Source organism: Allorhizocola rhizosphaerae (genome assembly GCF_003426775.1).
In the GTDB taxonomy this organism is placed as follows: domain Bacteria; phylum Actinomycetota; class Actinomycetes; order Mycobacteriales; family Micromonosporaceae; genus Allorhizocola; species Allorhizocola rhizosphaerae.
The window spans coordinates 1-22,007 of record NZ_QJUG01000143.1 but is presented as its reverse complement, the minus strand read 5'-3'; the positions used below and the strand labels follow the sequence as shown (position 1 = coordinate 22,007).

The following is a 22,007-nucleotide window of genomic DNA, read 5'->3' as shown; positions in this document are numbered from 1 at the left end:
CGCGCGAGACCGCGGCCGCGGCGTTCGCGGCGGCCGGCGCGCACGCCGACGCCGCCGCCGAACATCTCGCGCTCGCCTCGCACCTGGGACCGGCCGCCCACCACACCCGAGCGCTTGAGCACGCGATGGCGGCCGTCGAGTGCGCCGAACGGGCCGGCCGCATCGACCTCAAAGCACAGGCCCTCGCCGTCCAGGGCTCGGTGCGCACCTCCCTCGGCCAGTGGCGGCAGGGAGTCGACCTGGCCCGGTCAGGGCTCGAACTGGCCCTTGCCCAGCAACTGCCCGAAGCCGCGGGCCACGCCTACTACGAGCTGGCGGGCGCCCTCATCCACGCCGCCGACTACGCCGCATCGGCCGACGCATACGAGTCGGCGTCCGAGTTGTGCCAGTCGCACGGCATCACCGATCTGGCGCAGGCGTGCGTCGCGTGCATGTCGGTCGCGGTGCGCTTCCTCGGAGACTGGGATCGCGCGCTTGCCATTGCTCGCGATGTGCTTGCCGACAACCAAGCCTCCGCATTGGTCCAGATGGTGGCGCGCGAAGAGATGGGGCTCATCTCTGTGCTGCGCGGCGATCGGCGCCGCGGGTCGGGACTGCTGCGGCGTGCCGTCGAATTCGGTCGCGCCCAAGAGATTTTCGGTATCGAGGTGGGCGCCACGTGGGGTTTGGCCGTCGCCGCCGATCTCGACGGCGACCGCGTGGCCGCATTGCGTACCGTATCGGGTTTATTAGAACGCTGTCAGTCCAAAGAGGACTGGGTCTTCGCCCTTCCGGCGCTGCGATGGGCCTCCACACTCTTGGCGACGACCGGCGAGCAAGCACTGCTGGCCCAGTGCCATCGGCTGCTCGCGGCGGCGGCGACCCGCTTCAGCTCGCCCAAGGTGCTGTCCACGCTCGCCCACGCGGGAGCCGAGCTCGCCCTCGCCGAAGGCGATGTCGCACAAGCGGTCGCGCTGTTCGGCCGCGCCGTCGAGCTCATGAAGGGCATCCCCGCGCCCTTTGAGCAGGCGCTCAGCCAGTTGCGCTGGGGCGCGGCACTCGCCCGAGCCGACGAGCGACAGTCCGCAGTGGACACTGTGACCAGCGCCTACCGCACGGCGCGTAGGCTGGGCGCCAAACCCTTGGCCGGCGCCTGCGCCGCAGAACTGTCCGGGATGGGCGAGCGCGTCGACCAGCGGCTGGGCCGCATGGCCGTCCGCGCGCTCGAACCCGCCGGCCTGACCAGGCGCGAACGAGAGGTGCTGTGCCTGCTCACCACCGGGCACACCAACCGTGAGATCGCCAAGGAGCTGTTCGTCAGCCCGCGCACCGTCGATATGCACGTGCGCAACCTGCTCACCAAGCTCGACTGCACCTCGCGCGTCGCCGCCGTGCGCCGGGCGTCGGAGCTGGGCCTCGCCTAGATCTCGGCCACAATGCCGCCGGCCGCCGCGCGTGACCGTGCGGGAGCGGCGGCCAGCACCTGACTCGCGCACAGGCCAGCGCGGTGAAGGCGATCGCCGAGCGATCGGCAAACACCGATCCGGCCAAGCGCGGCCGCGGCCGCCGCCCCAAGCAGGACGAGGCACACGACGATGGCGGTGCGCCGAAGCGCGGTGGCCCACAGATCGCGAAGCAAGCGCATTGAGGCCCCGAAACAAAGAGGTGAGCCCTCAGCATGTTGGGCCGGTGGGCCACAGCTCAACGCATTTTCCGGTGGCGGGCTTGCCTATAGATTGGTCAACAATATATGTTGCCCGCATGACTGAAATGCGCGAGCCGACGTTCCTGGTGCTGACCGCGCTCGTCGACGGGCCGAGGCACGGTTACGGGATCATCCGTGAGGTGGCCGCGCTCTCCGACGGCCGCGTGAAACTGCTGCCGGGCACGCTCTATGCGGCGCTCGACCGGCTCGTCGCGCAGGGCCTGGTCGAGCACGTGCGCGATGAGGTCGCCGACGGCCGGATGCGCCGCTACTACCGCCTCACCAGCGCCGGGCTGCAGGTGCTCACGGCCGAAATCGCGCGGCTGCGCCAGCTCGCGGGCGCCGCCGAATCCCGCCTGCGCGCCCTGAACCCCCGTCACGCCTGACCAGAAGAGGTCCCAGTGTCCCGTTTGGAGCGGCGTTACCGCCGCCTGCTGTTGTGCTATCCGCGCTCCTACCGCCGGGCCCGTGCCGATGAGATTGTGGGTACCCTGCTCGACCTCGCACCGCCCGGGCGCACCCGGCCGACCGTGCGCGAGGCGGTAAACCTGCTGCGCCAAGGACTGCGGGCACGGCTGGGCAGGCCCGCCTCCCGCACGGTGGTGGTGTGGGCGAGCCTGGCGTCTGTCCTATGTGGACTGATCACGGGATCGCTCGCGGCCCACCTGGGCTGGGCCGCCGCGCGGCCGCTGCCCTCCGTGCAGGAGGCGCGGGCCATCCTTACCGACACCCTGCCCGGCCATCCCGTGGACCGGATCCATCGCGGCGCTGCGCTGTTCGTCATCTACGGCCAGCCGTTGAGCTGGGACAACGCCGATACCCTGCTGACGCTCGACGCGGGGGAATACGAGTTCGCCAACACGGGTGTCGTGCTCAACGGGTTGCCGCCGATCCCGCACGAGCAGACTTTGCGCGTGGCGCAGGACAACCTGCGGGCGGCCGGGTGGCGGCTTTATCGCGTGCGCAGCGACACGGCGGTCGACTGTGCCGGGCCACCCTGCAACCCCAGCACACTGCCGCTGGACTACACCCTCATGGCCTCGCGCGGCGACAACATCCTCACGCTGAAGCTCATCGAGGGGTCCGGTTTGGATACCACCTACCTTGTCGCCGAGATAGAGCGCGCGACGCCGTGGGCGGTGCACGTGGCCGCTGTCGCCGGTGTGGTGCTCGGTTTCCTGGGCGGGTGGATGCTGTTCGGCTGGGCCAGCCGCCGCACCGAGGGAAGGCCCGCCGTCCGAGCGCTGGCGTCCGTGATGTTCACCCTCGTGCTGCTGCTGTGGGGCGTGCCATGCTTCGTCGTGCCGCCGATGCTGCTGGCGCATCACCTCGGCGAGCCGCACCCGCGCTGGCATCAGCTGTGGGAGTGGATCGGCCTGCCCTCCTTCGCCTTCATCTTCGTGGTGGGCTTGCTGTGCGCGCTGCTCGCGCTGGCCATCGCGGCGCTGCCGCGGTTGCCGGTGCGCGAGGCGCGCCGGGACGCGCCCGCTTGACACGATCTATCGTCCGGCGACAATCGGCAGCACCTCGTCCAGCGAGGTGACCGTCGGCACGGATACCGCCCACGGTTCGTCGCTGCGGTTGAGCGCGGCCCCGCGGTAACCCTGTTGGATCGCGGCCAGCACGAGTTGCGGATCGTCGTCGACGAACAGGCAGCCCACTTCGATACAGGCGGCTAGAGGAAGCCCAGCGGAATTACGGCAACCGCCCGGCAAGAACACGGCAATCCGGCGCATGCTGCGCCCCTCCCGGCTCGCGCATGATCGAGTCGTTGCCAAAACTTTTGGAGGAGCGATGACTACCACAGCTGCCGAGCTCGTGGCCTCGGCCAAGTCCCGGGTTGAAAGCCTGACGCCGGATCAGGTGGCCGGCGAGGCCGCGCAGGGCGCCATTGTGATCGATCTGCGTGAACCCATGGAGCTACGCAACGACGGCATGATCGCCGGGGCGGTCCACGCGCCCCGCGGGATGCTGGAGTTCTGGGCCGACCCGAACAGCCAATATCACCGCGAGGAGTTCCAGCCCGCGCAGCGGACCATCCTTTATTGCGCGTCCGGGGGCCGCTCCGCGCTGGCCGCCGCGACGCTGTTCGAGCTGGGGTACACCGACGTGGCCCACCTCGACGGCGGCATCAAGGCATGGAAGCAGGCCGGCTGCCCGGTGACCACCCCGGAACTACAGGTGTAGTGCCGTCGGAGGCAAGGCGAGCCGGTGTATCTGCTGCCCCGCCCGGCAATGCCACACCTGCTCGCCGACGCGCCGTCCGAGGACGCCCGAGGACGCCGTCCAAGGGCGCCGACCAAGGACGCCGTCCGATATGGACAGACGCGGCGCATGCCATGACGCCCGATCTTCCCGCCCGCGCGACCTGATCATCAAGGCGGCACGGCTCGGTCAGCCGACGTAATCCGCCAGGTGTTCCCCGGTGAGCGTGCTGCGAGCGGCGACAAGATCCGCGGGCGCGCCCTCGAACACCACGCGGCCACCATCGTGCCCTGCGCCCGGCCCCAGATCGATGATCCAGTCGGCGTGCGCCATCACCGCCAGGTGATGCTCGATGACGATCACCGACTTGCCCGCGTCGACCAGCCGGTCGAGCAGTTCGAGCAGCTTCTCGACGTCGGCCAGGTGCAGGCCGCTGGTCGGCTCGTCGAGCACGTAGATGCCGCCATCGTTGGCCATCTGGATCGCCAGCTTGAGCCGTTGCCGCTCACCGCCGGACAGCGTGGTCAGCGGCTGGCCGAGGCTGAGGTAGCCGAGCCCGACGTCCTCCATCCGGCTCAGGATCTTCTTCGCGGCCGGCGTCTTGGCCGCACCGGTGCCGAAGAACTCCAGCGCCTCGGTGACCGGCATGGCGAGCACCTCGCTGATGTCCTTGCCGGCCAGTTTGTATTCCAGCACGCTGGCCTGGAACCGCTTGCCCTCGCACTCCTCGCACACGGTCGCCACCCCGGCCATCATCGCCAGGTCCGTGTAGATGACCCCGTTGCCGTTGCAGTTCGGGCAGGCACCCGCGGAGTTCGCGCTGAACAGCGCCGGCTTGACCCCATTGGCCTTGGCGAACGCCGCCCGGATCGGGTCGAGCAGGCCGGTGTAGGTGGCCGGGTTGCTGCGCCGCGAGCCGCGGATCGGCGTCTGGTCGATCGACACCACGCCGGCGCCCTTCGGGATGGAACCGTGGATGAGCGAGCTCTTGCCCGAACCGGCGACGCCGGTCACCACGCACAGCACGCCGAGCGGGACGTCCACGCTCACGTCATTCAGGTTGTGCCGGGTCGCGTTGCGGATCTCCAGCTTGCCGGCCGGTTTGCGGGTGTCGGGCTTGAGTGCCGCCCTGTACCCAAGGTGCTGCCCGGTGAGCGTGCCGCTGGCCCGCAGGCCGTCGACCGACCCCTCGAAGCACACCGTGCCGCCGTGTGTGCCCGCGCGGGGGCCGAGGTCGACGATGTGATCCGCGATCGCGATCACCTCGGGCTTGTGCTCCACCACGAGCACGGTGTTGCCCTTGTCGCGCAGCCGCAGCAGCAGGCCGTTCATCCGCTGGATGTCATGCGGGTGCAGGCCGACGGTGGGCTCGTCGAAGACATACGACACGTCGGTGAGGCTGGAGCCCAGGTGCCGCACCATCTTGGTGCGCTGCGCCTCACCACCGGACAGGCTGCCCGATGGCCGGTCCAGGCTCAGGTAGCCCAGCCCGATCTCGACGAACGAGTCGAGCGTCTGGCGCAGGTTGGCCAGCAGCGGGGCCACCGACGGCTCGTCGAGGCGGCGGACCCACTCCGCGAGGTCGCTGATCTGCATGGCGCAGGCGTCGGCGATGTTGATGCCGTCGATCCGTGAGGCGAGCGCGGCCTGGTTGAGCCGCGTGCCGCCGCACTCCGGGCACGGGGTGAAGGTGGCGGCGCGCTCGACGAACGCGCGGATGTGCGGCTGGAGCGAATCCTTGTCCTTCTGCAGGAAGGACTTCTGCACGCGCAGCACGAGTCCCTCGTAGGTCAGGTTCATGGACTCGAACTTGATCTTGACTTGCTCCTTGTACAGGAAGTCGTGCATTTCCTGTTCGGTGTAGTCCCGGATCGGCTTGTTGGGGTCGAGGAAGCCGGACGCGCCGTAGATGCGCACCTGCCAGCCGTCCGCGGTGTAGCCCGGGATCGTGATCGCGCCCTCGGCGAGCGACTTGTTCCGGTCGAACAGCTGGTCCAGATCGATGTCATTGACCGTGCCGACGCCCTCGCAGCGGGGGCACGCCCCGGCCGGCTGGTTGAAGCTGTAATGGAACGCCGGGCCCGCACTCGGTACACCCAAGCGACTGAAAACAATTCTCAACATGGCATTCGCGTCGGTGGCGGTGCCCACCGTGGACCGCGAGTTGGCCCCCATCCGCTCCTGGTCCACGATGATCGCGGTGGTCAACCCCTCCAGCAGGTCGACGTCGGGGCGGGCGAGGCTCGGCATGAAGCCCTGCACAAAGGCGCTGTAGGTCTCATTGATCAGCCGCTGCGACTCGGCCGCGATGGTCGCGAACACCAGCGAGCTCTTGCCGGACCCGGAAACGCCGGTGAACACGGTCAGCCGGCGCTTGGGGATCTCGACGCTGACGTTCTTCAAGTTGTTCTCGCGGGCGCCCTGCACCCGGATCAGATCATGACGGTCAGCGGGCCTCATTCGTGCCAGAGTCCTTCCTCATCGTTATGCGGGCAGGTCGGGACGGGCGGGCATAGCCACAAGAGGGTACCCGCCCACGCGCCCAAACGACGAAGCCGGACCTAGCCCTTGGGGGCCTGGCTGAACCGCACCTGGTTGCCCGCCGGGTCGCGGAATTCGCACTCGCGCGGGCCGTACGGCATGTCCATCGGCTCCTGAAGCACCTCGGCCCCGCTCGCACGCACCGACTCGAACACCGCGTCGACGTCGTCGGTGGAAAGGACCAGGCCGGACAGCACACCCTTGGCCAGCAGCTCGCGCAGCGTCTGCGCATCCTCGGGCGAACGGGCCACACCCACGGTCTGCAGCACGATGCCTAAATCGGGCTGGGACTTGGGCCCGACGGTCAGCCAACGCGCGCCCTCCATGGCGACGTCCTGGCGAACCTCGAAGCCCAGCGCATCGCGGTAGAAGGCCAGCGCGGCGTCGTGGTCGTCGACTTCCAGAAACACGTTCCTGACTGAGATGTTCATGATTGGAACCCTATGAGGCCGGGCTGACCTATGCTTCTCGAATCCTGCTTGGCCTGGTGACGCGCTTGGTCCAGCAGCCGGGGACGGTCGCCATCGCCGCGTGGTTGCGTGCCTGGTAGGCGCTCGGGGACTCGCCAACCAGTTCGGTGAAGCGGGAGCTGAACGAGCCCAGGGAGGTGCAGCCCACGGCCATGCACACGTCGGTGACACTCATGTCGCCGCGGCGCAGCAGGGTCTTGGCGCGCTCGATCCGCCGGGTCATCAGATAGCTGTACGGTGTCTCGCCATAAGCGGCGCGGAACTGCCGCGAGAAGTGCGCCGGGGACATGAGCGCGGCTCGGGCCAGCGCGGGCACGTCCAGCGGCCGGGCATACTCCCGGTCCATCAGGTCACGGGCGCGCCGCAGAAGCTTGAGCTCCTCGGTCCTCATGACACCAGGATAGGTGGGCTCAATCCCGGTTCTGGACGAACCTCGCAAGCAGCCACAACACCCCAACGCCGGACAGGTAGGCGACCAGGGCGGTGGTCGGCAGACCGAACCGGGTGGGGCTGTTTGCCGGCCACACGTTGTTGTAGACGAGCCCGACGGCGACCGCCAGAAACGCCGCGACTATCACGAACAGCCGCAGCCTGCTGGAAACCGCGAACCGGAAGCGCTGCGGCGGCAGCTGACTTCGGCGCATCTCGATCCGGCCGAAGATGGCCACCAAGCCGGCGAGCGCCACGCTCAGCAGAAGCACCCAGGGAATCCGCCATGCCCACCAAGCCGCAGTGTCGACTTCGGGCGCGGGGAGCACGCCCAACGCGTGCAAGGCGGCCGTCACGACGATCGCCGCGCTGATGTGCCACAAAAAGATGGTCAGGATCACCGAATTCAGCGTTACCACAACGGTCCACGGGCGTGGTCGGTGCAGCCGGCGCTCCGCCCGCTCCCGCAGCAGCAGTGCCAGTCCTAATTGGACCGTGGCGACCGCCAGCAGGGCAAGGCTCGGTGGCGACATGTTATGCAAACGCTCACCGGGTACGTTAATCATGCTCACCGGATACGGGCCGGCCAGCGTGAGCAAGAGCAGCAGCCCGAGCCCGCCCAGCACCACCGGCACGGCGACGCGTGGCCGGCCGGACAACCGCCGGTCACGCCAGGCGAAGCCCATCTGGTGGATCGCCAGCCAGCCGAACAGGAAATTGCCGTAGCCCCACGCCTCGTCGCCGTAGAGCCGCGCGATGTCGCCCACCGCGACCAGACCGACCAACACCGCGGGCACCGCGAACCCGAAGCGGCGGTGCAGCGCGTACATCATCGGAGCCAGGATCACCACGGCGAGGTACACGGAAAGAAACCAAAGCGGGATGCAGGCGAACCACACGGCCAGGCGCACCAAGCCGGGATCGGCCCCGAGCGACTGCGCGGTGAACGCCGCCCCGGCGAGCACGAGCACCAGCGCGGTGGTCGGCCGGGTCAGCCGGGTGCCACGGTTGCGCAACCATCCGGCCGCATCGCCACCACGCGCCCGGTGCGAGGTGAGCGAGGCCGCGTTGGCGTAGCCGCCGACCAGAAAGAACAGCGGCATGACCTGTGCGATCCAGGTCAGGAAGTGCGCCCAGGGCAGCTCCGCCAACGCTGAGCGCGCGGTCAGCCGGCCGGCCGCGTCGTAGCCGACCGCACTGACCAGCCAGTGCCCGAGCACCACGGCCGTGATCGCGACGGCGCGCAGCAGGTCGATGACCCGCTCCCGGGTCGGCGGTGTCGCCTCGGCGAGCCGCCGCAGCCTGTGCAGCATGACAAGGTCGAGCCTAGTTTGAGCAGCCGCACGACGGGTAGGTCGCTGTCCAAGCGACGCGGCGGCGCACCTGAGGTGTCACCACGATCCGTGTGGGCGCAGGTGCTCGCCAAACCAATCGCCAGCAACGTTGGTGTCATCCATCGACAGCTGGAGCTTGCACGGACCGGTGACGTGTCGTGCCACATGCTCGTTGGCTTCGACCGTCGCACGATCGGCGGGGTTGGCGATCAGCAGAGTCGGCGTCGTGACCTGAGCAAGGGTCGCCGCGGACATGGTGGGCCGGGCATCGCGGCACACCAGAGCCCGGACCGATGACGGACGGCGAGCAGCGGCCAACAGGGCTGGGTCACCGGCACGCCGCCCGCCGGCGAAGACTCCCACCGGCAGTGCACCGGTTTCGGGTTGCGCCGCAAGCCAGTCAACGACCGCGACGATGCGCCCGGCGAGCAGGCCGGTATCGAGCCGATGCCAGGCCTTGACCGGGTCCAGCAGCGACTCAGCGAGCGTTATCGCATCGACGAGCAGGGTGGACAAGGCGTACTCATGCAGGTGTGCGGCTAGGTCACGCTGGCGGTGATCGTGCCGGGCCCGTCGGCCACCGTCCACGATGACAATCGTGCCGATCGCGTGCTCGGTGACGGCGAGCTCGGCTTCGAGCACGATGCCGGCCGATTCCAGGTGCAGCACGCTTTCCCGTCTCATCTTCAGTGGCTCTATTCTCCCGTACCCGCTGCTCTCTCTTCCCACAACGAATCGGTGTCGCGGGCGGCACGCGGCCGATGGAGTGTGTCAGACGCTGGTACCCATCGCGGCGCTGTCTTATGTCCGGCGTGTGGGGTATGAGCGTGCCATGAAAGCGGTCCGCCTGGTTTCGGTCGGCCGAGGTGTGGCGGCAGCCCTGACAGAACGAGTTGGGCCGCCGAGACGAGAGTCTCGGCGGCCCGGCTGAGCCTTGCCAGGATTCAGTTAACGGAGAGGACCTCGTGCAAGAACATCGTTTCCGGGGTCGGGTCCTGGATGAATGGGTTGAAGCTGGCGATCAGCGGCGAGTCGCCGTTGTTCGGCGCTTCCACCAGGTAGCCGTTGGTGGCGGACTGGAAGAGCAGGCTGCCGTCGCCGTAGTGGTAGAGCCAGAATGTCTGCGGCTCACCGATTGTTGTCGAGTTGGCGATCAGCGGCGAGCTGCCGTTGTTCGTTGCCGTGACGTACTTCTTGTCGGAGTGTGCCCGCAGCACGATGGCGTCGTCACCCATGTCCAGCATGTCGAATCGCTCGATATAGGTGACTGCGGTGGCACTGGCGATCAACGGACTCGCGCCGAAGTTCGGCGTAGTCACAATCTTGTTGTTGACAACCGCACGCAACGCGACAACAGCCGCCGGCGTTGCCCAAATGAACTTCTCCGCCTGGCCGATCGTGGACGCGGTGGCGACCAGCGGCTCTGCGCCGCCCGCCGGCGCGGTGACCCACAATCCGGTCAGCTTGTTCTTCAGGCTGACCGTGCCATCGCCGTTCATTTGAGGCAGGAACCGCTCGGCATCCGTGACGGCGCTGGCGTTGGCCATCAGCGGACCGGTGCCACCCGAGGTGGCGCTGACATACTTCCCGTTTGCCCACGACGCCAACGTGTAGAAGCCGCCCCCGGCGCTGGCCGTGGTGAACTTCTCCGGCTCGCCGATCTGGTTCGGCGGCAGGCTGGCCAGCAGCGGCTGGGTGCCGCCCGCGCCAACGGAGACGTTCTTGCCGTTGGTCAGCGAACGCAGGCCGGTAACGAACGGCACGGCCACCGTGCCGATGCGCAGAAACACGTCGCTCGTGACAGGCCTCGTGGAGGTCGCGGCCGTGTTCCGCACGACCCGGCGGGTGCCGCCGTAAACGAGGTGGTTCCTCACCTGCGTGGGGGTCCAGCCAGGGTTGGCGGAAAGCGCAAGCGCCGCAGCGCCGGCGACGTGCGGGCTGGCCATCGAGGTGCCGCTGTACCGATCGATCGCCGTGTCGCTGTCGGCCACCGCAGACGGAATGTGGTGACCCGGCGCGTGAATGTCCACACAGGATCCCCAGTTGGAGAACGACGTGCGGAAGTCGACCTCGTCGGTGGCGCCAACGGTGATCGCCCCACTCGTCCGAGCCGGCGAGTACAGGCACGCGTCATCACCCGCGTTTCCGGCGGAGACGGAGTAGCTGACGCCGGAGTCGATGGACGCCTGAACCGCCGCGTCGAGCGCGCTGAAGCCGCCGCCGCCCAGGCTCATGTTGGCGACCGCCGGCTTGACGGCGTTCGCGGTGACCCAGTCGACGCCCGCGATAACCTGGGCGTAAGACCCCTCACCGAGGCAGTCGAGCACCCGCACGGCCACCAGCTGGACGCCCTTGGCAATGCCGTAGTTCGTGCCGCCGATGGTGCCGGCGACATGCGTGCCGTGGCCGGCGCAGTCGTCCGCGATGGGGTCGTTGTCAATGAAGTCGTAGCCGTAGCTCGCCCGGCCACCGAATTCCTGGTGCGTGATCCGGATACCGGTGTCGATGACGTACGCGCGCACGTTGCTCGCCGTATTGGGATACACGTACCGCTTGTTCAGCGGCGCGAAGAACTGATCCACGCGGTCCAGGCCCCACGACGGCGGGTTTACCTGGGTGTCAGTCTTGGAAACCTTGCGGTTTTGCTCCACATAAGCCACGTCGGCGCTGGCGGCAAGCTGCTTGGCCTGCGCCTCGTTCATCTGCGCGGCGAAACCGCGGATGGAGCGCGTGTAGGTGTGGGAAACGACGCCACCGTATCGTTGGGTCAGCGCCTTGGCACTGGCGTGGACGTCAGCCGCCTTGGCCTTGGTGTCCTTCAGGACCACGATGTAGCTGTCCTTGATGACGCCGTGGTCGGCGGCTTTCAGGAGGCCCGGCACCTTCTTGTCGTCGGGCGGGCCCGCATATGCGGCCCCTGCGTTGGAAACGATCGCGGTGGTCGCCGTGGCAGCAAAGACGATTCCGGCCACAACCGAGCGACCGACTCGGCGAAGTTGGGACATTCACACTCCCCGCTTGAGGTCACGTCCACTATGGATTTAGGGTGGACGGCCTTGCCTTGCGGCAAAAGCGCTGACCATCCTCGCTCATTTGTCTCTCCCCGGGGTCAGCCTTTCGGCCCAATTGCGTTGAGTAACTGGTCACTGCTTGGGCCGATTTGCCACCCACATCAGACATGCGGATCAATAAATGGTGCGGTCCCCGAACTTCTGCGTATCCACTTCTGAATGGCGCGCCTTAAGAGACACTCGTATGGCCGTCGGAGGGCCACGGGTCGTTGACCGCGTGCAGCAGCCGTCCGATGGCCGACAGATCTCCTACGACGGCGGCGCTGCCGTCGGCGCATGCGGTTGCGAGTGTGGCCGGATCGGCCAGCAGGGCGTTGAGGGTCTTGGGCTCCGCTCGGAGCGAGACGTCTGCCGTTGTGGGTTCACCCGGCTGCACTTGAACCCGTCCGGACGCAAGGCGGACCGTCCAAACCCGACCGTCTAGCTCAAGACGGCAAGTCATCGGCGGCGCCGCGGGGTCAGGGCGAGCGACACCTTGCAAGAAGATCAGCACAGAGGTGGCGCTGAGCACGGTCGGCGGCGGGGGTTGCGGGGCGTCGATCCCCCAGTCGCCCAGAGCCAGCAGGATCGGTTCCAGCTTCCGACCCCATTCGGTCAGTTCGTAGACCTGCGGGCCTTCCGCCGGTGCGAGTCCACGGCGGATCACGCCGTTGTGTTCGAGTTCTCGGAGTCGGTCTGCGAGCAGGTTCGAGCTGATGTGGGGCAGAGCATGCCGCAGTTCGGAGAAACGTTGAGGCGCGAAGAGCAGCTCGCGGACGACCAGCAGGGCCCATCGCTCCCCGACGACGTCGAGGGCGCGGGCGATCCCACATGAGTCCCGATAGCTACGGCTGGTTGGCATGACCACTCTCCTCATCCAACGTGATCCTAAAGCACCATAACGTCTAGTTGTTTTTTACAACCGACCGCGGTTACTGTCTTGCAGAGGCCGTACACGTCTGGAGAACATACACATGAGCGGATTGCTGCTTACGGATAAGAACGCTGTGATCTATGGAGGCGTGGGCCCTATCGGCGGCGCCATCACCAGCAAGGCTGTGGCACCGCACATGGGTCGCAAGCGTCCGGGCGTCATCCTGACGTTGTCCGAGCCGGGTGCCAAGCTAGCCATAGGCGGCATCTTGGGGCACGGCGTGCGCGCGGCCGGCAAGGAGGCCTTCTCGCGGCTTCTGGCGGCGGAGCTGGCACCAGCAACATCCGGGTCATCGGCATCCGCCCACACGCTGTCGTCGATGCGCCGGCAGCGGGTTCCTACACCAGGGACCTCTTCCAGCAGATGGCATCCGCGGGCGGGCTGTCGGTCCAGGAGTTTCTCGAAGGCGGGCTGGCGCAGGGGACGCTTCTAAAAGGCTGCCCACGCTCTCGGAGATAGCAGAGACGGCCGCGTTCCTGGCTTCAGATCGCGCTGGAGCCATCACCGGAACAGTTGCCAATCTGTGCGGGGGTGCACTTGTGGACTAACTTTCGGTTTTGAAGGATCAGCGTCGCGAGGGGAGTGCTGGCGGCGTTTTCGAGGTCCGGTCGGCAAGCCGTTATTGAGCGAACGCGTCGGTCTCGAACTCCTCAAACCGGGCTTCGGTCACCGGGCGTGACGCTCGCTCAGGTCCCGAACCGCTGCCGGCCGCGCTGGGCCGAAGGCCGGAGGGCGCGAGTCGACAGGCGGCGGCCGGCCGAAATCCTGACCCCATGATGGTGAGTTCGTGCGGGCGTGTTGATGAACCTCGCGTGTCGACATCTGCGTGCCAAACGGCCGGTCTTCCATGGTGTGCGCTGCGCATCGGTTGTGCGGGTTGAGTTTCCGCGTGGTGGTTTCTCGCCTTCCTTCGCTGTCGGCCCGCCCGTAGGGGTTGCCGGGTTCTACCCCCGGCGTCGACGTGGAGCGACCTACGGCGCAACGACCTTTGGCGCCGAAGGCCGGTTCCGGCTCGGCTTATCCGGGCCAAGGCAATGGGAAGGAGCCAACAGCGCAACAGGTGGCCGACGCGTCGGGCGCAACGGTCCACGCCGCGCTGAAGGCCTGTCGCCGGTTCCATAAAGGCTTGGTGCTCAAAGGGAATCACCTGGACTGGAGCGGAAGACCGTCCGGAATGTACAACCGGTGCTGCCTGCCGCACTCGCCAACACGGTACGCTGGTGGGACGTCGTGGAAACGTTGCGGAGCAACTGAAACCACCGACCGTATGGACGGCCGCGCGCGGAGGCGCAAGTTCCTCAAGCACATCAAAATCTGCTTGCCGCCACCACCGGCTACGGCGGGCCGAGGTGTGCGCCCTGCGGTGGCCTTCGCCCTTCGACGTCTGCTCCCCCAGCATTCGTGACGCGGCTCACGAGATCGCGACCATGAATGTTCGTGGACGATGAACAGGGCAACGAATGCACCGGACGTGTGCAAAGACGAAGAAACCCCCGATCAGAGTGACCTCTGATCGGGGGTTTTCCCTGAGTAGCGGGGACAGGATTTGAACCTGCGACCTCTGGGTTATGAGCCCAGCGAGCTACCGAGCTGCTCCACCCCGCGTCGGCTTGACCAGGTTAGCTCGTACCCCACGCAAACTGCAAATCCGGATCGCTCACCCCGATGGCGAGGGTGAAGGGCTGGGCGAGGGTGAGGCCGCCGGGTTGGTGGCGGCGGCCTGCGCGGCCTGGAACTCCTTGATGGCGGCATCGAGGTCGGCCATTGCCTTGCCGATTGCGGCGAAGTCGCCCTTCTGCTGGGCCGCCCGCAGGTCCTCGATCGCCTTGTTGACCTTGGCTGCGGCTGCCGCCAAGGCAGCGGCATTGTCCCCACCGGTGGTTGGCGGTGGCTGGTCGGTCGGCGGTGGCGGTGGCGCCGGTGTGGCGCCGCCCACCAGCTGGGCGATGCCGGCCTGCACCGTTTCGGCGAAGGCCACCTTCTCACCGAAGTTCATCAGCACCCGCTGCAGCTGCGGGTAGGCCCGTTCGCCGCTGCTCTTGAGGTAGATGGGCTCGACATAGAGCATGCCGCCCTCGTACGGCAGCGAGAGCAGATTGCCCTTGACGCCGTTGGTCCCCCAGATGTTGAGCTGACTTCGCGCATCGGGGAAGTTTTCCATCTTCTGCTGCGCCTGGATGGGACCGGAAATCGGGCTGTCCTTGCCCAGCTCCAGCAGCTCCAATCGGGGCTCGCCGTCCACATAGGACCCTGAGATAAGCGCGGCGAGGTTCTGCCGGTCCCGCGGTGTGACCGCAGCCACGATCTGGAAGCGGGGGTCGCCCTGTCCGGGCAGCTCGGTCAGCAGGTAGTAGGGCGGCTGCTTGGCCTTGACCGCCTTGGCCGGGTCATCGGGCACCGCCCAGAAGTCGGCCTCGGTGTAGAAGTCGTTGGCCTCCGTCACGTGGAATTGCGTCAGCAGGTCGCGCTGCACCTTGAACAGATCCGCCGGGTACCGGAAGTGCGCCGCCAGTTCCGCCGGAACCTCGCTCTTTGGCTTGACCAGCTTGCCGCCGAACGCGTTGTTCCACGCCTTCAGCAGCGGGTCCTTCTGGTCGAACTCGTAGAGCGTCACGGTCCCGTCGTAGGCGTCGACCGTGGCCTTCACTGAGTTGCGGATGTAATTGATCTGCTGCCGGTCCAGCTGGAATGTGCCATCGCCGGTCAGCGAGTCGTTCGTCACCTCGCGCAGATCGACGCGCTTCGAATAGGGGAAGTTCGCCGACGTCGTGTAGCCGTCGATGATCCAGACGATGCGCCCGCCCACTGCCGCCGGGTAAGGGTCGCCGTCCAGCGTGAGGAACGGCGCGACCTTCTGCACCCGGGTGCGCGGGTCCCGCTCGTAGAGCAGCTTCGAGTTGTCGTTGACCGCGTCCGCCAGCAGGAAGTTGGACTCGGCGAACTTCACCGAGTACAGCAGCTGCCGCCACAGGGATCCGATCGGCACCCCGCCCTTGCCCTCGTAGGTGTGGTGGGCGTCTGTCGTCTCCCCCACCGGCCGGTCGTACTCGGCGTCGGGCGAGGTCGGTGAGGGCTTGCCCACAATGGCGTACTCGCTCATCTGCTCGCCGTAGTACACCCGTGGCTGCTGCACCGGGATCTCGTCCTGAGCCGACGTGCACCCGCCGCTGGTGCTCGTCGCTCCCGCGAAGAACCCGGACACGAACTTGGGCTGGCCCGCACCGCAGATCTCGTTGGCCGGCGCGGCCACCAACCCATATCCGTGCGTGTAGATCGTGTGCCGGTTGATCCAGTTGTCCTGCGTGCCGGTCAGCGCGCTGTAGGACAGCTCGCGCAGCCCGACAACGTAGTCCTGCGTCTTGCCGCCGACCTGATAACGGTCGATGTCAAGCTTGTCGCCGAAGTGGTAGAAGCTGCGCACCTGCGACAGCTGCGTGTAAGCCTCCGACACCACGGCCGGGTCGAGCAGCCGGATGTTGGGCACGATCGTCTGATCCTGCGCCAGCGACGCCGGCGGCACCACCACACCCGACCGATAGTCGGTCTTCTTCGTCGCCTCCAACCCGAACGCCGTGCGCGTCGAGTCGATGGCCCGCTTGATGAATTCGGCCTCCACGACGTTGCGGCTCGGCTCGACCTGCAACGTCTGCACGCCCCACGGGTAGATCCCGCCGATCGCGACCGCCGAGATCCCGAGCAGGCCGAGCGCCAGGCCCGGCCACACCAGGTTGCGCATCACGGCATTGGAGAACACCAGAATCGCGATCGCCACGATCACCGAGATGTAGGTGAGCATCTCCTTGGCGGGGAGCAACGCGTTGATCGCCGTGTATCCCGCACCGGTGAGCTTCGTCCCGGCAATCGTGTCGAGCAGCAGGGCCCGCTGGTCGACCACGTAAGCGACCGCCTTCAGGATCACGAACAGCGCCACCAGGCCGGTCAGGTGCGCCCGCGCCGCGGTCGTGATCCGGTCGCCCGGCCCGGACAGGCGCAGCCCGCCGTAGAGGTAGTGCACCGCCAGCGCGCCGAGCAGCCCGAGCACGGTCACCGTGAAGCCGGTGCCCAACAGGTACTGCCAGAACGGAAGGCGGAAGATATAGAAGCCGATGTCTATCCCAAACACAGGATCCGGCACGTTGAACGGCTCGGCGTTGCGGAATAGCATCCACTGTTGCCAATGGCCCTGCGCGGCGAGCCCGGCGAAGAAGGCGATCACGCCGGACACGATGGCGAACCACCGGCCCAGCCGCGGCCCGAGCAGGTATCTATATCGCTCCAGCGCCTCCTGCCGCAGCCCGGTCGGGGGCAGAAACGGCCGCATCCGGTAGGCAAGCCACAGGTTGGCGAAGATGAACCCGCCCACGAGCACGAACGCCACGGCGAACAGCCCGATCCGGGTCCACAGCTGCCCGCTGAAGACCTGTGTGGCGCCTAGTTCGGTGAACCAGAGCCACTCCGTCCACGCTTCGACGACCCAGCCGAGCACCGCGAATCCGACGAGCAGTCCGGTCAGGACGATGAGCCAGGCCCGGCTGCGACGGCTCATCCGGGGTAGCTGGCTTGATCTGTTCACCACGGTGGTCAGCCTACGTCTCGAACCTGTATGTCAACAGGACGGGAGTGGGCCACCTGTGCCAAGTGCGTCGAGCGCCTTGACCGCCTCGTCTAGTGTGCCCACCTTGACCAGCGTCAGCCCGTCAGGCACGTTGGCCTTGGCCTCGGCACAGTTGGCGGCCGGCACGAGGAAGACGGTCGCGCCCGCCTCCTTGGCGCCGTGAAGCTTCTGCGGCACACCGCCGATCGCCCCGACCCGGCCCTCGTCGTCGATCGTGCCCGTGCCCGCGATGACCTTGCCGTGCGTCATGTCCTCGGGCTTGACCTTGTCGATGATGCCGAGCGCGAACATCATGCCCGCGCTCGGCCCACCGATCTTGTCGAGCTTGATTCGCAACTCGAACGGGTGAGGCTGCACGGCCTTGATGCCGACGCCGATCCTGGGGCTGCCGTCGTCGGCGGCCTTGGACACCAGGTCGACCGTGCTCTTGGCACCGCCCCGCGCATAGCCGATGCGCAGCGTCGTGCCGGCCGGCTTGGCCCGAACCATGTCGAGCAGACTCTGCGGCGAGGTGACGGCGACGCCGTCGACCGACTCGATGATGTCGTCGGTCTGCAGCTTGCCCTCGGCCGCGCCGCCCGCGGTCACCTGGCTCACCGCGACCTGCACCTGGTACCCAAGGAATTTGAGGGCAGCGGTCTCGGCACTGGTCTGGGAGTTTTCGAATTCCTGCTTGTTTTCCTGCTCGACCTCTTGCTCGGTCTTGTTTTCCGGATAGATCAGCTTGCGCGGGACCACCGCGTCCTCGCCGGAGAGCCAGCCCCGGATCGCCTCAAGCAGGGTCATGCCGGACTGCACCGAAACCGTGACCATCCGCAACTGACCCTTGCTCTCGGTGGTCGGCGCGCCGGTGATTTGGATCACGAGCTGGCAGGCCGGTTCGGGAGAGGGCGGAGGGGAAGGCGCGGGCGTCGCGGGATCGGTGCAGGTGTCGCCGGAACCGTTGACGGCGCCCAAGGTGTCGACCGTCGGCCCCGGGCTCAACGCGACGTAGGGCACGTCCGCCCGACCGATCTGCCAGCCCAGCAGCAGCGTGAGCAGCGCACCGAGCAAAACGGTCAGACCCCTACGCCTCATGCGCGAAAGCCTAACCGGTGCCCCTGACATTCCCCCGATCTCCCGGATCCAGCGGGGCGGGTATGAGTCAGGTCGGCTCAAGTTGGCGTACCTTGGAACACGTGCCAGACACCCCGTTCGGCTTTGCCCTCCCGGGCGGCCAACCACCAGATCCCAATGACCCGCAGCAGATGCAGCAGTTTCTCGCCGGGTTGCAGCAACTCATGGCCGCGGCGCAGAGCGGAGGTTCAACCGGCCCGGTCAACTGGGACCTCGCCCGTCAGGTGGCCACGAGCGCGCTCAACAGCGAGGGCGATCCCGCCGTCACGGCCGCCGAGCGCGCCGAGATCGGTGAGGCGCTGCGCCTGGCCGACCTGTGGCTTGAGCCGACCACCGCGCTGCCGAGCGGAGTGATCACCACCGCCGCTTGGAACCGCAACGAGTGGATATATAACACGATGGATGTCTGGCGGAAGCTCGCCGATCCCGTCGCCGCCCGCATGGTCGCCGCCATGGGCGATCTTGTGCCGCCAGAGGCGCGCGCCCAGCTCGGGCCCATGTCAACGATGATCACCGCGCTCGGTGGGGCGCTGTTCGGCGGCCAGTTCGGCCAAGCCCTGGCAAAGCTCGCCACCGAGGTGCTTTCCGCAGGTGACATCGGGTTGCCGCTCGGGCCGGCCGGGACCGCCGCGTTGCTCCCCGCCAATATCAGGGGGTACCGGGAAGGCCTCGAACTTGATCCGGACGAGGTGCGCCTGTTCGTGGCCCTGCGCGAGGCCGCGCACCAGCGCCTGTTCGGTCACGTGCCCTGGCTGCGGGGGCATGTGCTCACCGCGGTCGAGGCCTACGCGCGCGGCATCCGCGTCGACCGCGAGGCCATCGAGGAGGCCATGCGGCGCATCGATCCGTCCGATCCGGAGACCATGCGCGAGATCCAGCTCGAAGGGATCTTCGCACAGGAGGACACCGAGCAGCAGCGGGCCGCGCTCAACCGGCTCGAAACCGCGCTGGCGCTGGTCGAGGGCTGGGTCGTGCACGTGGTCGAGGCGGCCGCCCAGGGGCGTTTGCCCAACGTCGTGAAGCTGTCGGAGGCGTTCCGGCGCAGGCGCGCCGCAGGTGGCCCGGCCGAGTCGACTTTCGCCGCACTCGTCGGGCTGGAGCTGCGCCCGCGCCGGCTACGCGAGGCCGCCGCCCTGTGGACGGCGCTGACCGAGCATCGTGGCGTGTCGGGGCGCGACGCGCTGTGGGGACACCCCGATCTGCTTCCGTCCGAAGAGGACTTCGCCGATCCGGACGCGTTCGCGCAGTCCCAGTTGGACCTGGGCGAGCTGGAGGGCTTCGACGGGTTCGACGACTTCAACGAGAGCAAGGGCAACGACGAGGGCAAGGACGATAACGAGGGCGGCGAGAGCGGGGGCACCGGCGGCGCTCAGACGAGCTGAGCCGCCGCGATCCCTTCGAGGTAGCCCCGGGCCCGTTCGGTGCGCGGATAGCGCCCGACGAGGCTCCAGAAGCGGGCGTTGTGCCCGGGGACGACGAGGTGGGCCAGCTCGTGCAGCAGGACGTAGTCGGCAACCCAGGCGGGCATGTCTTTTACCTTGTCGGAAATCCTGATGCTGCGGTCCGATGGGGTGCACGAGCCCCAGCGGCCGTTCTGGTTGGTCACCCAGCGGATGCTGGACGGTATCGCGACGTCGCCATATTCGGGCAGGTAGCGCGCTGCCAGGAGCCTCGCCCGGGTGGCCAGGTCGTCATCGCTGCGGCGGGTGCGCTGGTCGCGGGCGGCGAGCCGGGCGAGCATCCGGTCGACCCATTCGGTCTCCTCGGCCCGCGAGAATTGGTTGGGGATAAGCACGACGACGCGTTCGCCGTCACGGTAGGCCGACACAGTTCGGCGGCGCCTTGCACTGCGCCGCACTTCGACAACTGGCTTGCGTCCACCGGCCATCAGTTGCCCCCGCCAGACGGCTTAGCTGGCGGGAACTGACCTGGTGAGATCAGGGTTCCGCTCACGGGAAGGACGCTAGCTAACGGATGCGGGGGTGCCGCAAGAGCCAAATTTTGGATCATCGCCAAATTCGCCGGAATAAGTGCGGTTAGCCGGGAAAATTCCTCCATCGCGGGTGAACCGGAAGCGCCTTCATATCCGATAAACGCGATAGCTCCGGCGTGTCCCGGCTTACCTGACTTGTCTGTCGTGTCCGGACAGGCAGACTTCCACCGACCACGGCGTAAGCATTGAGTCGTCAGCATTGGAGGAAACGTGGCTGCGAAGACGGAGACGTACAACGGTTACTGCGTGAAGTGCAAGCAAAAGCGAGACTTCGAGGGGACGGTGACGGTGTCCAAGACCAACATGAGGATGGCCAAGGGGCCCTGCCCGGTCTGCGGTACCACGGTCAACCGGATCCTCGGCAAGGCGTAGGTCGCCATCCGTGGGCGGATGGTCCGATTCCATCCGCCCACACGACTGTCCACATGCGCATGGCTACGCACAGCTATCGCATATCCACACCCCGCCGCCGGGGCCTGTGGATAACTTGTGGACAACAGCTTGATCGACGGGGATGGCCTGTGGATAACTCTTGTGTACGAGTGGCGGTGAGTCATCCTCGTTGGCGTGAGTCGCTCGTCGCTGATCCCCCGGCCCACCCTGCTTCCTGGCCTGCGCCCGCTCTGGCGCGACCGCCACCACGTCCAGCTCGGCACCGATCCACGGCAGGCAGTCGTCCTTGAGCTGCCGCACCCGGCCGCCGCCAAGCTGTTCGACATGCTCGACGGCTCGCACACCGAGCCGATGATCATCGCCGAGCTGGCGCGCATCGGCCTGCCCGAAGACGAGGCGCGCGAGGTGCTAGCCGTCCTCACCGGCACGGGCCTCGTGGTGGCCGCGGACACCCTGATGCCCCCGGCCGTCCCAGCCGAGCGGCGCGGCCGGATCGCGCGCGAGGCCGCGGCCCTGGCCCTGCGGTTTCGCCAGCGGCCCGCCTCACCGGCCACCATCCTGCACCGGCGGCACACCGCCCGCGTGATCATCGCGGGCGACGGACCCGTGGCCGCGCACCTGATCACAACCCTGGCCGAGGCCGGCGTGGGCACGGTCGGCAAGGTTACCGAGGCGGGCGACACCGCCAAGCCGGTCATCTCCGCCGACCGCTCCCCGACCGTCCGCGCCGACAGCGCCTTCGTCGTGCAGATCGGGCGGCTGGTCGACGTGGGCCGGCGCGGGGCGCGGCAGCGCCCGCCGCGGCTGGTGTTCGGCGTGCGCGACGGCGTGGCCATCGTCGGCCCGCTGATCCCGTCGGACCGCGGTCCGTGCTTACGCTGCCTCGACCTGCACCGCACCGACCGCGACCCGGCTTGGCCGCAGCTGGTTGCGCAGCTGGAGACCGACCCCGGCCCGTGCGCGGCGGCAACCCTCATGACCGCTGCCGGTTTCGCCGCCGCCGAGGTGCTCACGTTCATCGACGGCGGCGACCCCACCACCATCGGCACCACCGTCGAGATCGACGGAGTCGCCCCCTGGCGCCGTCGCACCTGGACTCCGCACCCAGCCTGCGACTGCACACCACGCACCAGGCCCGCCCACGACCAACCACCCCACTCCACACCGCCCGACCAACGACCTCAGGACCCACCGCCCGCCCAAAGCACCGCCCGCCCGGCGCGTGACCCGGCCGCCCCGCGCG

Annotated in this window: 19 protein-coding genes and 1 tRNA gene; 7 read left to right on the top strand and 13 right to left on the bottom strand. The window is 67.7% G+C overall.

Translation table 11 applies throughout. The annotated features are described in order from the left end of the window. On the top strand, positions 1-1,403 hold a 1,403-nt coding region (locus DM816_RS27000; protein ID WP_162907884.1), incomplete at its 5' end, for a response regulator transcription factor. On the opposite strand, the gene DM816_RS26995 is transcribed toward DM816_RS27000, so the two are convergent. After that, positions 1,400-1,624 carry a hypothetical protein gene (locus DM816_RS26995; protein ID WP_117213204.1) on the bottom strand — a complete coding sequence of 75 codons (225 nt, stop codon included), beginning with the start codon at positions 1,622-1,624 and terminating at the stop codon, positions 1,400-1,402. The two genes, DM816_RS27000 and DM816_RS26995, sit on opposite strands and share 4 nt — an antisense overlap. Positions 1,625-1,749: 125 nt before the next feature. Between DM816_RS26995 and DM816_RS26990 the strand changes: the two genes are divergently transcribed. Continuing rightward, a complete protein-coding gene (locus DM816_RS26990; protein ID WP_117213203.1) occupies positions 1,750-2,070 on the top strand; it encodes a PadR family transcriptional regulator in 321 nt (106 codons plus the stop codon). 15 nt (positions 2,071-2,085) lie between these two features. Then, entirely contained in the window at positions 2,086-3,177 is a 1,092-nt protein-coding gene (locus DM816_RS26985; RefSeq protein WP_162907883.1) for a hypothetical protein, read from the top strand. Between the two features lie 6 nt (positions 3,178-3,183). On the opposite strand, the gene DM816_RS42935 is transcribed toward DM816_RS26985, so the two are convergent. Next, a complete protein-coding gene (locus DM816_RS42935; protein WP_162907882.1) occupies positions 3,184-3,420 on the bottom strand; it encodes an HAD family hydrolase in 237 nt (78 codons plus the stop codon). 58 nt (positions 3,421-3,478) lie between these two features. On the opposite strand from DM816_RS42935, the gene DM816_RS26980 reads away from it, so the two are divergent. Further along, positions 3,479-3,871 (top strand): rhodanese-like domain-containing protein, encoded by a 393-nt coding sequence (locus DM816_RS26980; RefSeq protein WP_117213201.1) that lies wholly within the window; start codon positions 3,479-3,481, stop codon positions 3,869-3,871. A 207-nt stretch (positions 3,872-4,078) separates the two neighbouring features. Here DM816_RS26980 and DM816_RS26975 read toward each other — a convergent pair whose 3' ends face one another. The 10 genes from DM816_RS26975 to DM816_RS26925 all read right to left on the bottom strand — a co-directional run bounded on the left by DM816_RS26975 (position 4,079) and on the right by DM816_RS26925 (position 18,339). Further along, positions 4,079-6,349, bottom strand: a complete 2,271-nt coding sequence (locus DM816_RS26975) for an ATP-binding cassette domain-containing protein (protein ID WP_117213200.1) — start codon at positions 6,347-6,349, stop codon at positions 4,079-4,081. 101 nt (positions 6,350-6,450) lie between these two features. Continuing rightward, complete coding sequence (locus tag DM816_RS26970; protein ID WP_117213199.1) at positions 6,451-6,861, bottom strand: VOC family protein; 411 nt, start codon at positions 6,859-6,861, stop codon at positions 6,451-6,453. A gap of 28 nt (positions 6,862-6,889) precedes the next feature. Next, a complete protein-coding gene (locus DM816_RS26965; protein WP_117213198.1) occupies positions 6,890-7,291 on the bottom strand; it encodes a helix-turn-helix transcriptional regulator in 402 nt (133 codons plus the stop codon). A 19-nt stretch (positions 7,292-7,310) separates the two neighbouring features. Then, the gene (locus DM816_RS26960) at positions 7,311-8,639 is read right to left on the bottom strand and encodes an acyltransferase family protein (RefSeq protein WP_117213205.1); all 1,329 of its coding nucleotides are present in this window, start codon (positions 8,637-8,639) and stop codon (positions 7,311-7,313) included. Positions 8,640-8,720: 81 nt separating this feature from the next. Further along, on the bottom strand, positions 8,721-9,347 hold the full coding sequence (locus DM816_RS26955; protein ID WP_162907881.1) for a dienelactone hydrolase family protein: 627 nt from the start codon (positions 9,345-9,347) through the stop codon (positions 8,721-8,723). 260 nt (positions 9,348-9,607) lie between these two features. Further along, complete coding sequence (locus tag DM816_RS26950) at positions 9,608-11,668, bottom strand: S8 family serine peptidase (protein ID WP_117213196.1); 2,061 nt, start codon at positions 11,666-11,668, stop codon at positions 9,608-9,610. Between the two features lie 235 nt (positions 11,669-11,903). Further along, positions 11,904-12,575: a winged helix-turn-helix transcriptional regulator gene (locus DM816_RS26945; protein WP_117213195.1), complete on the bottom strand. Its 672-nt coding sequence runs from the start codon at positions 12,573-12,575 to the stop codon at positions 11,904-11,906. A gap of 1,603 nt (positions 12,576-14,178) precedes the next feature. Next, positions 14,179-14,252 (bottom strand) — tRNA-Met (locus DM816_RS26935). 52 nt (positions 14,253-14,304) lie between these two features. Further along, positions 14,305-17,193 (bottom strand): UPF0182 family membrane protein, encoded by a 2,889-nt coding sequence (locus DM816_RS26930; RefSeq protein WP_117213194.1) that lies wholly within the window; start codon positions 17,191-17,193, stop codon positions 14,305-14,307. A gap of 60 nt (positions 17,194-17,253) precedes the next feature. After that, complete coding sequence (locus tag DM816_RS26925) at positions 17,254-18,339, bottom strand: YlbL family protein (RefSeq protein ID WP_117213193.1); 1,086 nt, start codon at positions 18,337-18,339, stop codon at positions 17,254-17,256. 101 nt (positions 18,340-18,440) lie between these two features. On the opposite strand from DM816_RS26925, the gene DM816_RS26920 reads away from it, so the two are divergent. After that, positions 18,441-19,760 carry a zinc-dependent metalloprotease gene (locus DM816_RS26920; protein ID WP_246002269.1) on the top strand — a complete coding sequence of 440 codons (1,320 nt, stop codon included), beginning with the start codon at positions 18,441-18,443 and terminating at the stop codon, positions 19,758-19,760. Here DM816_RS26920 and DM816_RS26915 read toward each other — a convergent pair. Next, positions 19,748-20,266 carry a M48 metallopeptidase family protein gene (locus DM816_RS26915; RefSeq protein WP_117213191.1) on the bottom strand — a complete coding sequence of 173 codons (519 nt, stop codon included), beginning with the start codon at positions 20,264-20,266 and terminating at the stop codon, positions 19,748-19,750. The two genes, DM816_RS26920 and DM816_RS26915, sit on opposite strands and share 13 nt — an antisense overlap. A 315-nt stretch (positions 20,267-20,581) precedes the next feature. Here DM816_RS26915 and DM816_RS42930 point away from each other — a divergent pair, with 315 nt between their 5' ends. Continuing rightward, complete coding sequence (locus DM816_RS42930; protein ID WP_162907880.1) at positions 20,582-20,743, top strand: DUF5679 domain-containing protein; 162 nt, start codon at positions 20,582-20,584, stop codon at positions 20,741-20,743. Between the two features lie 195 nt (positions 20,744-20,938). Further along, the coding region (locus DM816_RS26910) for a hypothetical protein (protein ID WP_117213190.1) at positions 20,939-22,007 on the top strand (1,069 nt) is incomplete at its 3' end.

Coding starts and splice junctions, on each gene's coding strand:
- DM816_RS26995 (WP_117213204.1), bottom strand. CDS start 1,624: ATGCGCTTGCTTCGCGATCTGTGGGCCACCGCGCTTCGGCGCACCGCC.
- DM816_RS26990 (WP_117213203.1), top strand. CDS start 1,750: ATGCGCGAGCCGACGTTCCTGGTGCTGACCGCGCTCGTCGACGGGCCG.
- DM816_RS42935 (WP_162907882.1), bottom strand. CDS start 3,420: ATGCGCCGGATTGCCGTGTTCTTGCCGGGCGGTTGCCGTAATTCCGCT.
- DM816_RS26980 (WP_117213201.1), top strand. CDS start 3,479: ATGACTACCACAGCTGCCGAGCTCGTGGCCTCGGCCAAGTCCCGGGTT.
- DM816_RS26975 (WP_117213200.1), bottom strand. CDS start 6,349: ATGAGGCCCGCTGACCGTCATGATCTGATCCGGGTGCAGGGCGCCCGC.
- DM816_RS26970 (WP_117213199.1), bottom strand. CDS start 6,861: ATGAACATCTCAGTCAGGAACGTGTTTCTGGAAGTCGACGACCACGAC.
- DM816_RS26965 (WP_117213198.1), bottom strand. CDS start 7,291: ATGAGGACCGAGGAGCTCAAGCTTCTGCGGCGCGCCCGTGACCTGATG.
- DM816_RS26955 (WP_162907881.1), bottom strand. CDS start 9,347: ATGAGACGGGAAAGCGTGCTGCACCTGGAATCGGCCGGCATCGTGCTC.
- DM816_RS26950 (WP_117213196.1), bottom strand. CDS start 11,668: ATGTCCCAACTTCGCCGAGTCGGTCGCTCGGTTGTGGCCGGAATCGTC.
- DM816_RS26945 (WP_117213195.1), bottom strand. CDS start 12,575: ATGCCAACCAGCCGTAGCTATCGGGACTCATGTGGGATCGCCCGCGCC.
- DM816_RS26930 (WP_117213194.1), bottom strand. CDS start 17,193: ATGAGCCGTCGCAGCCGGGCCTGGCTCATCGTCCTGACCGGACTGCTC.
- DM816_RS26925 (WP_117213193.1), bottom strand. CDS start 18,339: ATGAGGCGTAGGGGTCTGACCGTTTTGCTCGGTGCGCTGCTCACGCTG.
- DM816_RS26915 (WP_117213191.1), bottom strand. CDS start 20,266: ATGGCCGGTGGACGCAAGCCAGTTGTCGAAGTGCGGCGCAGTGCAAGG.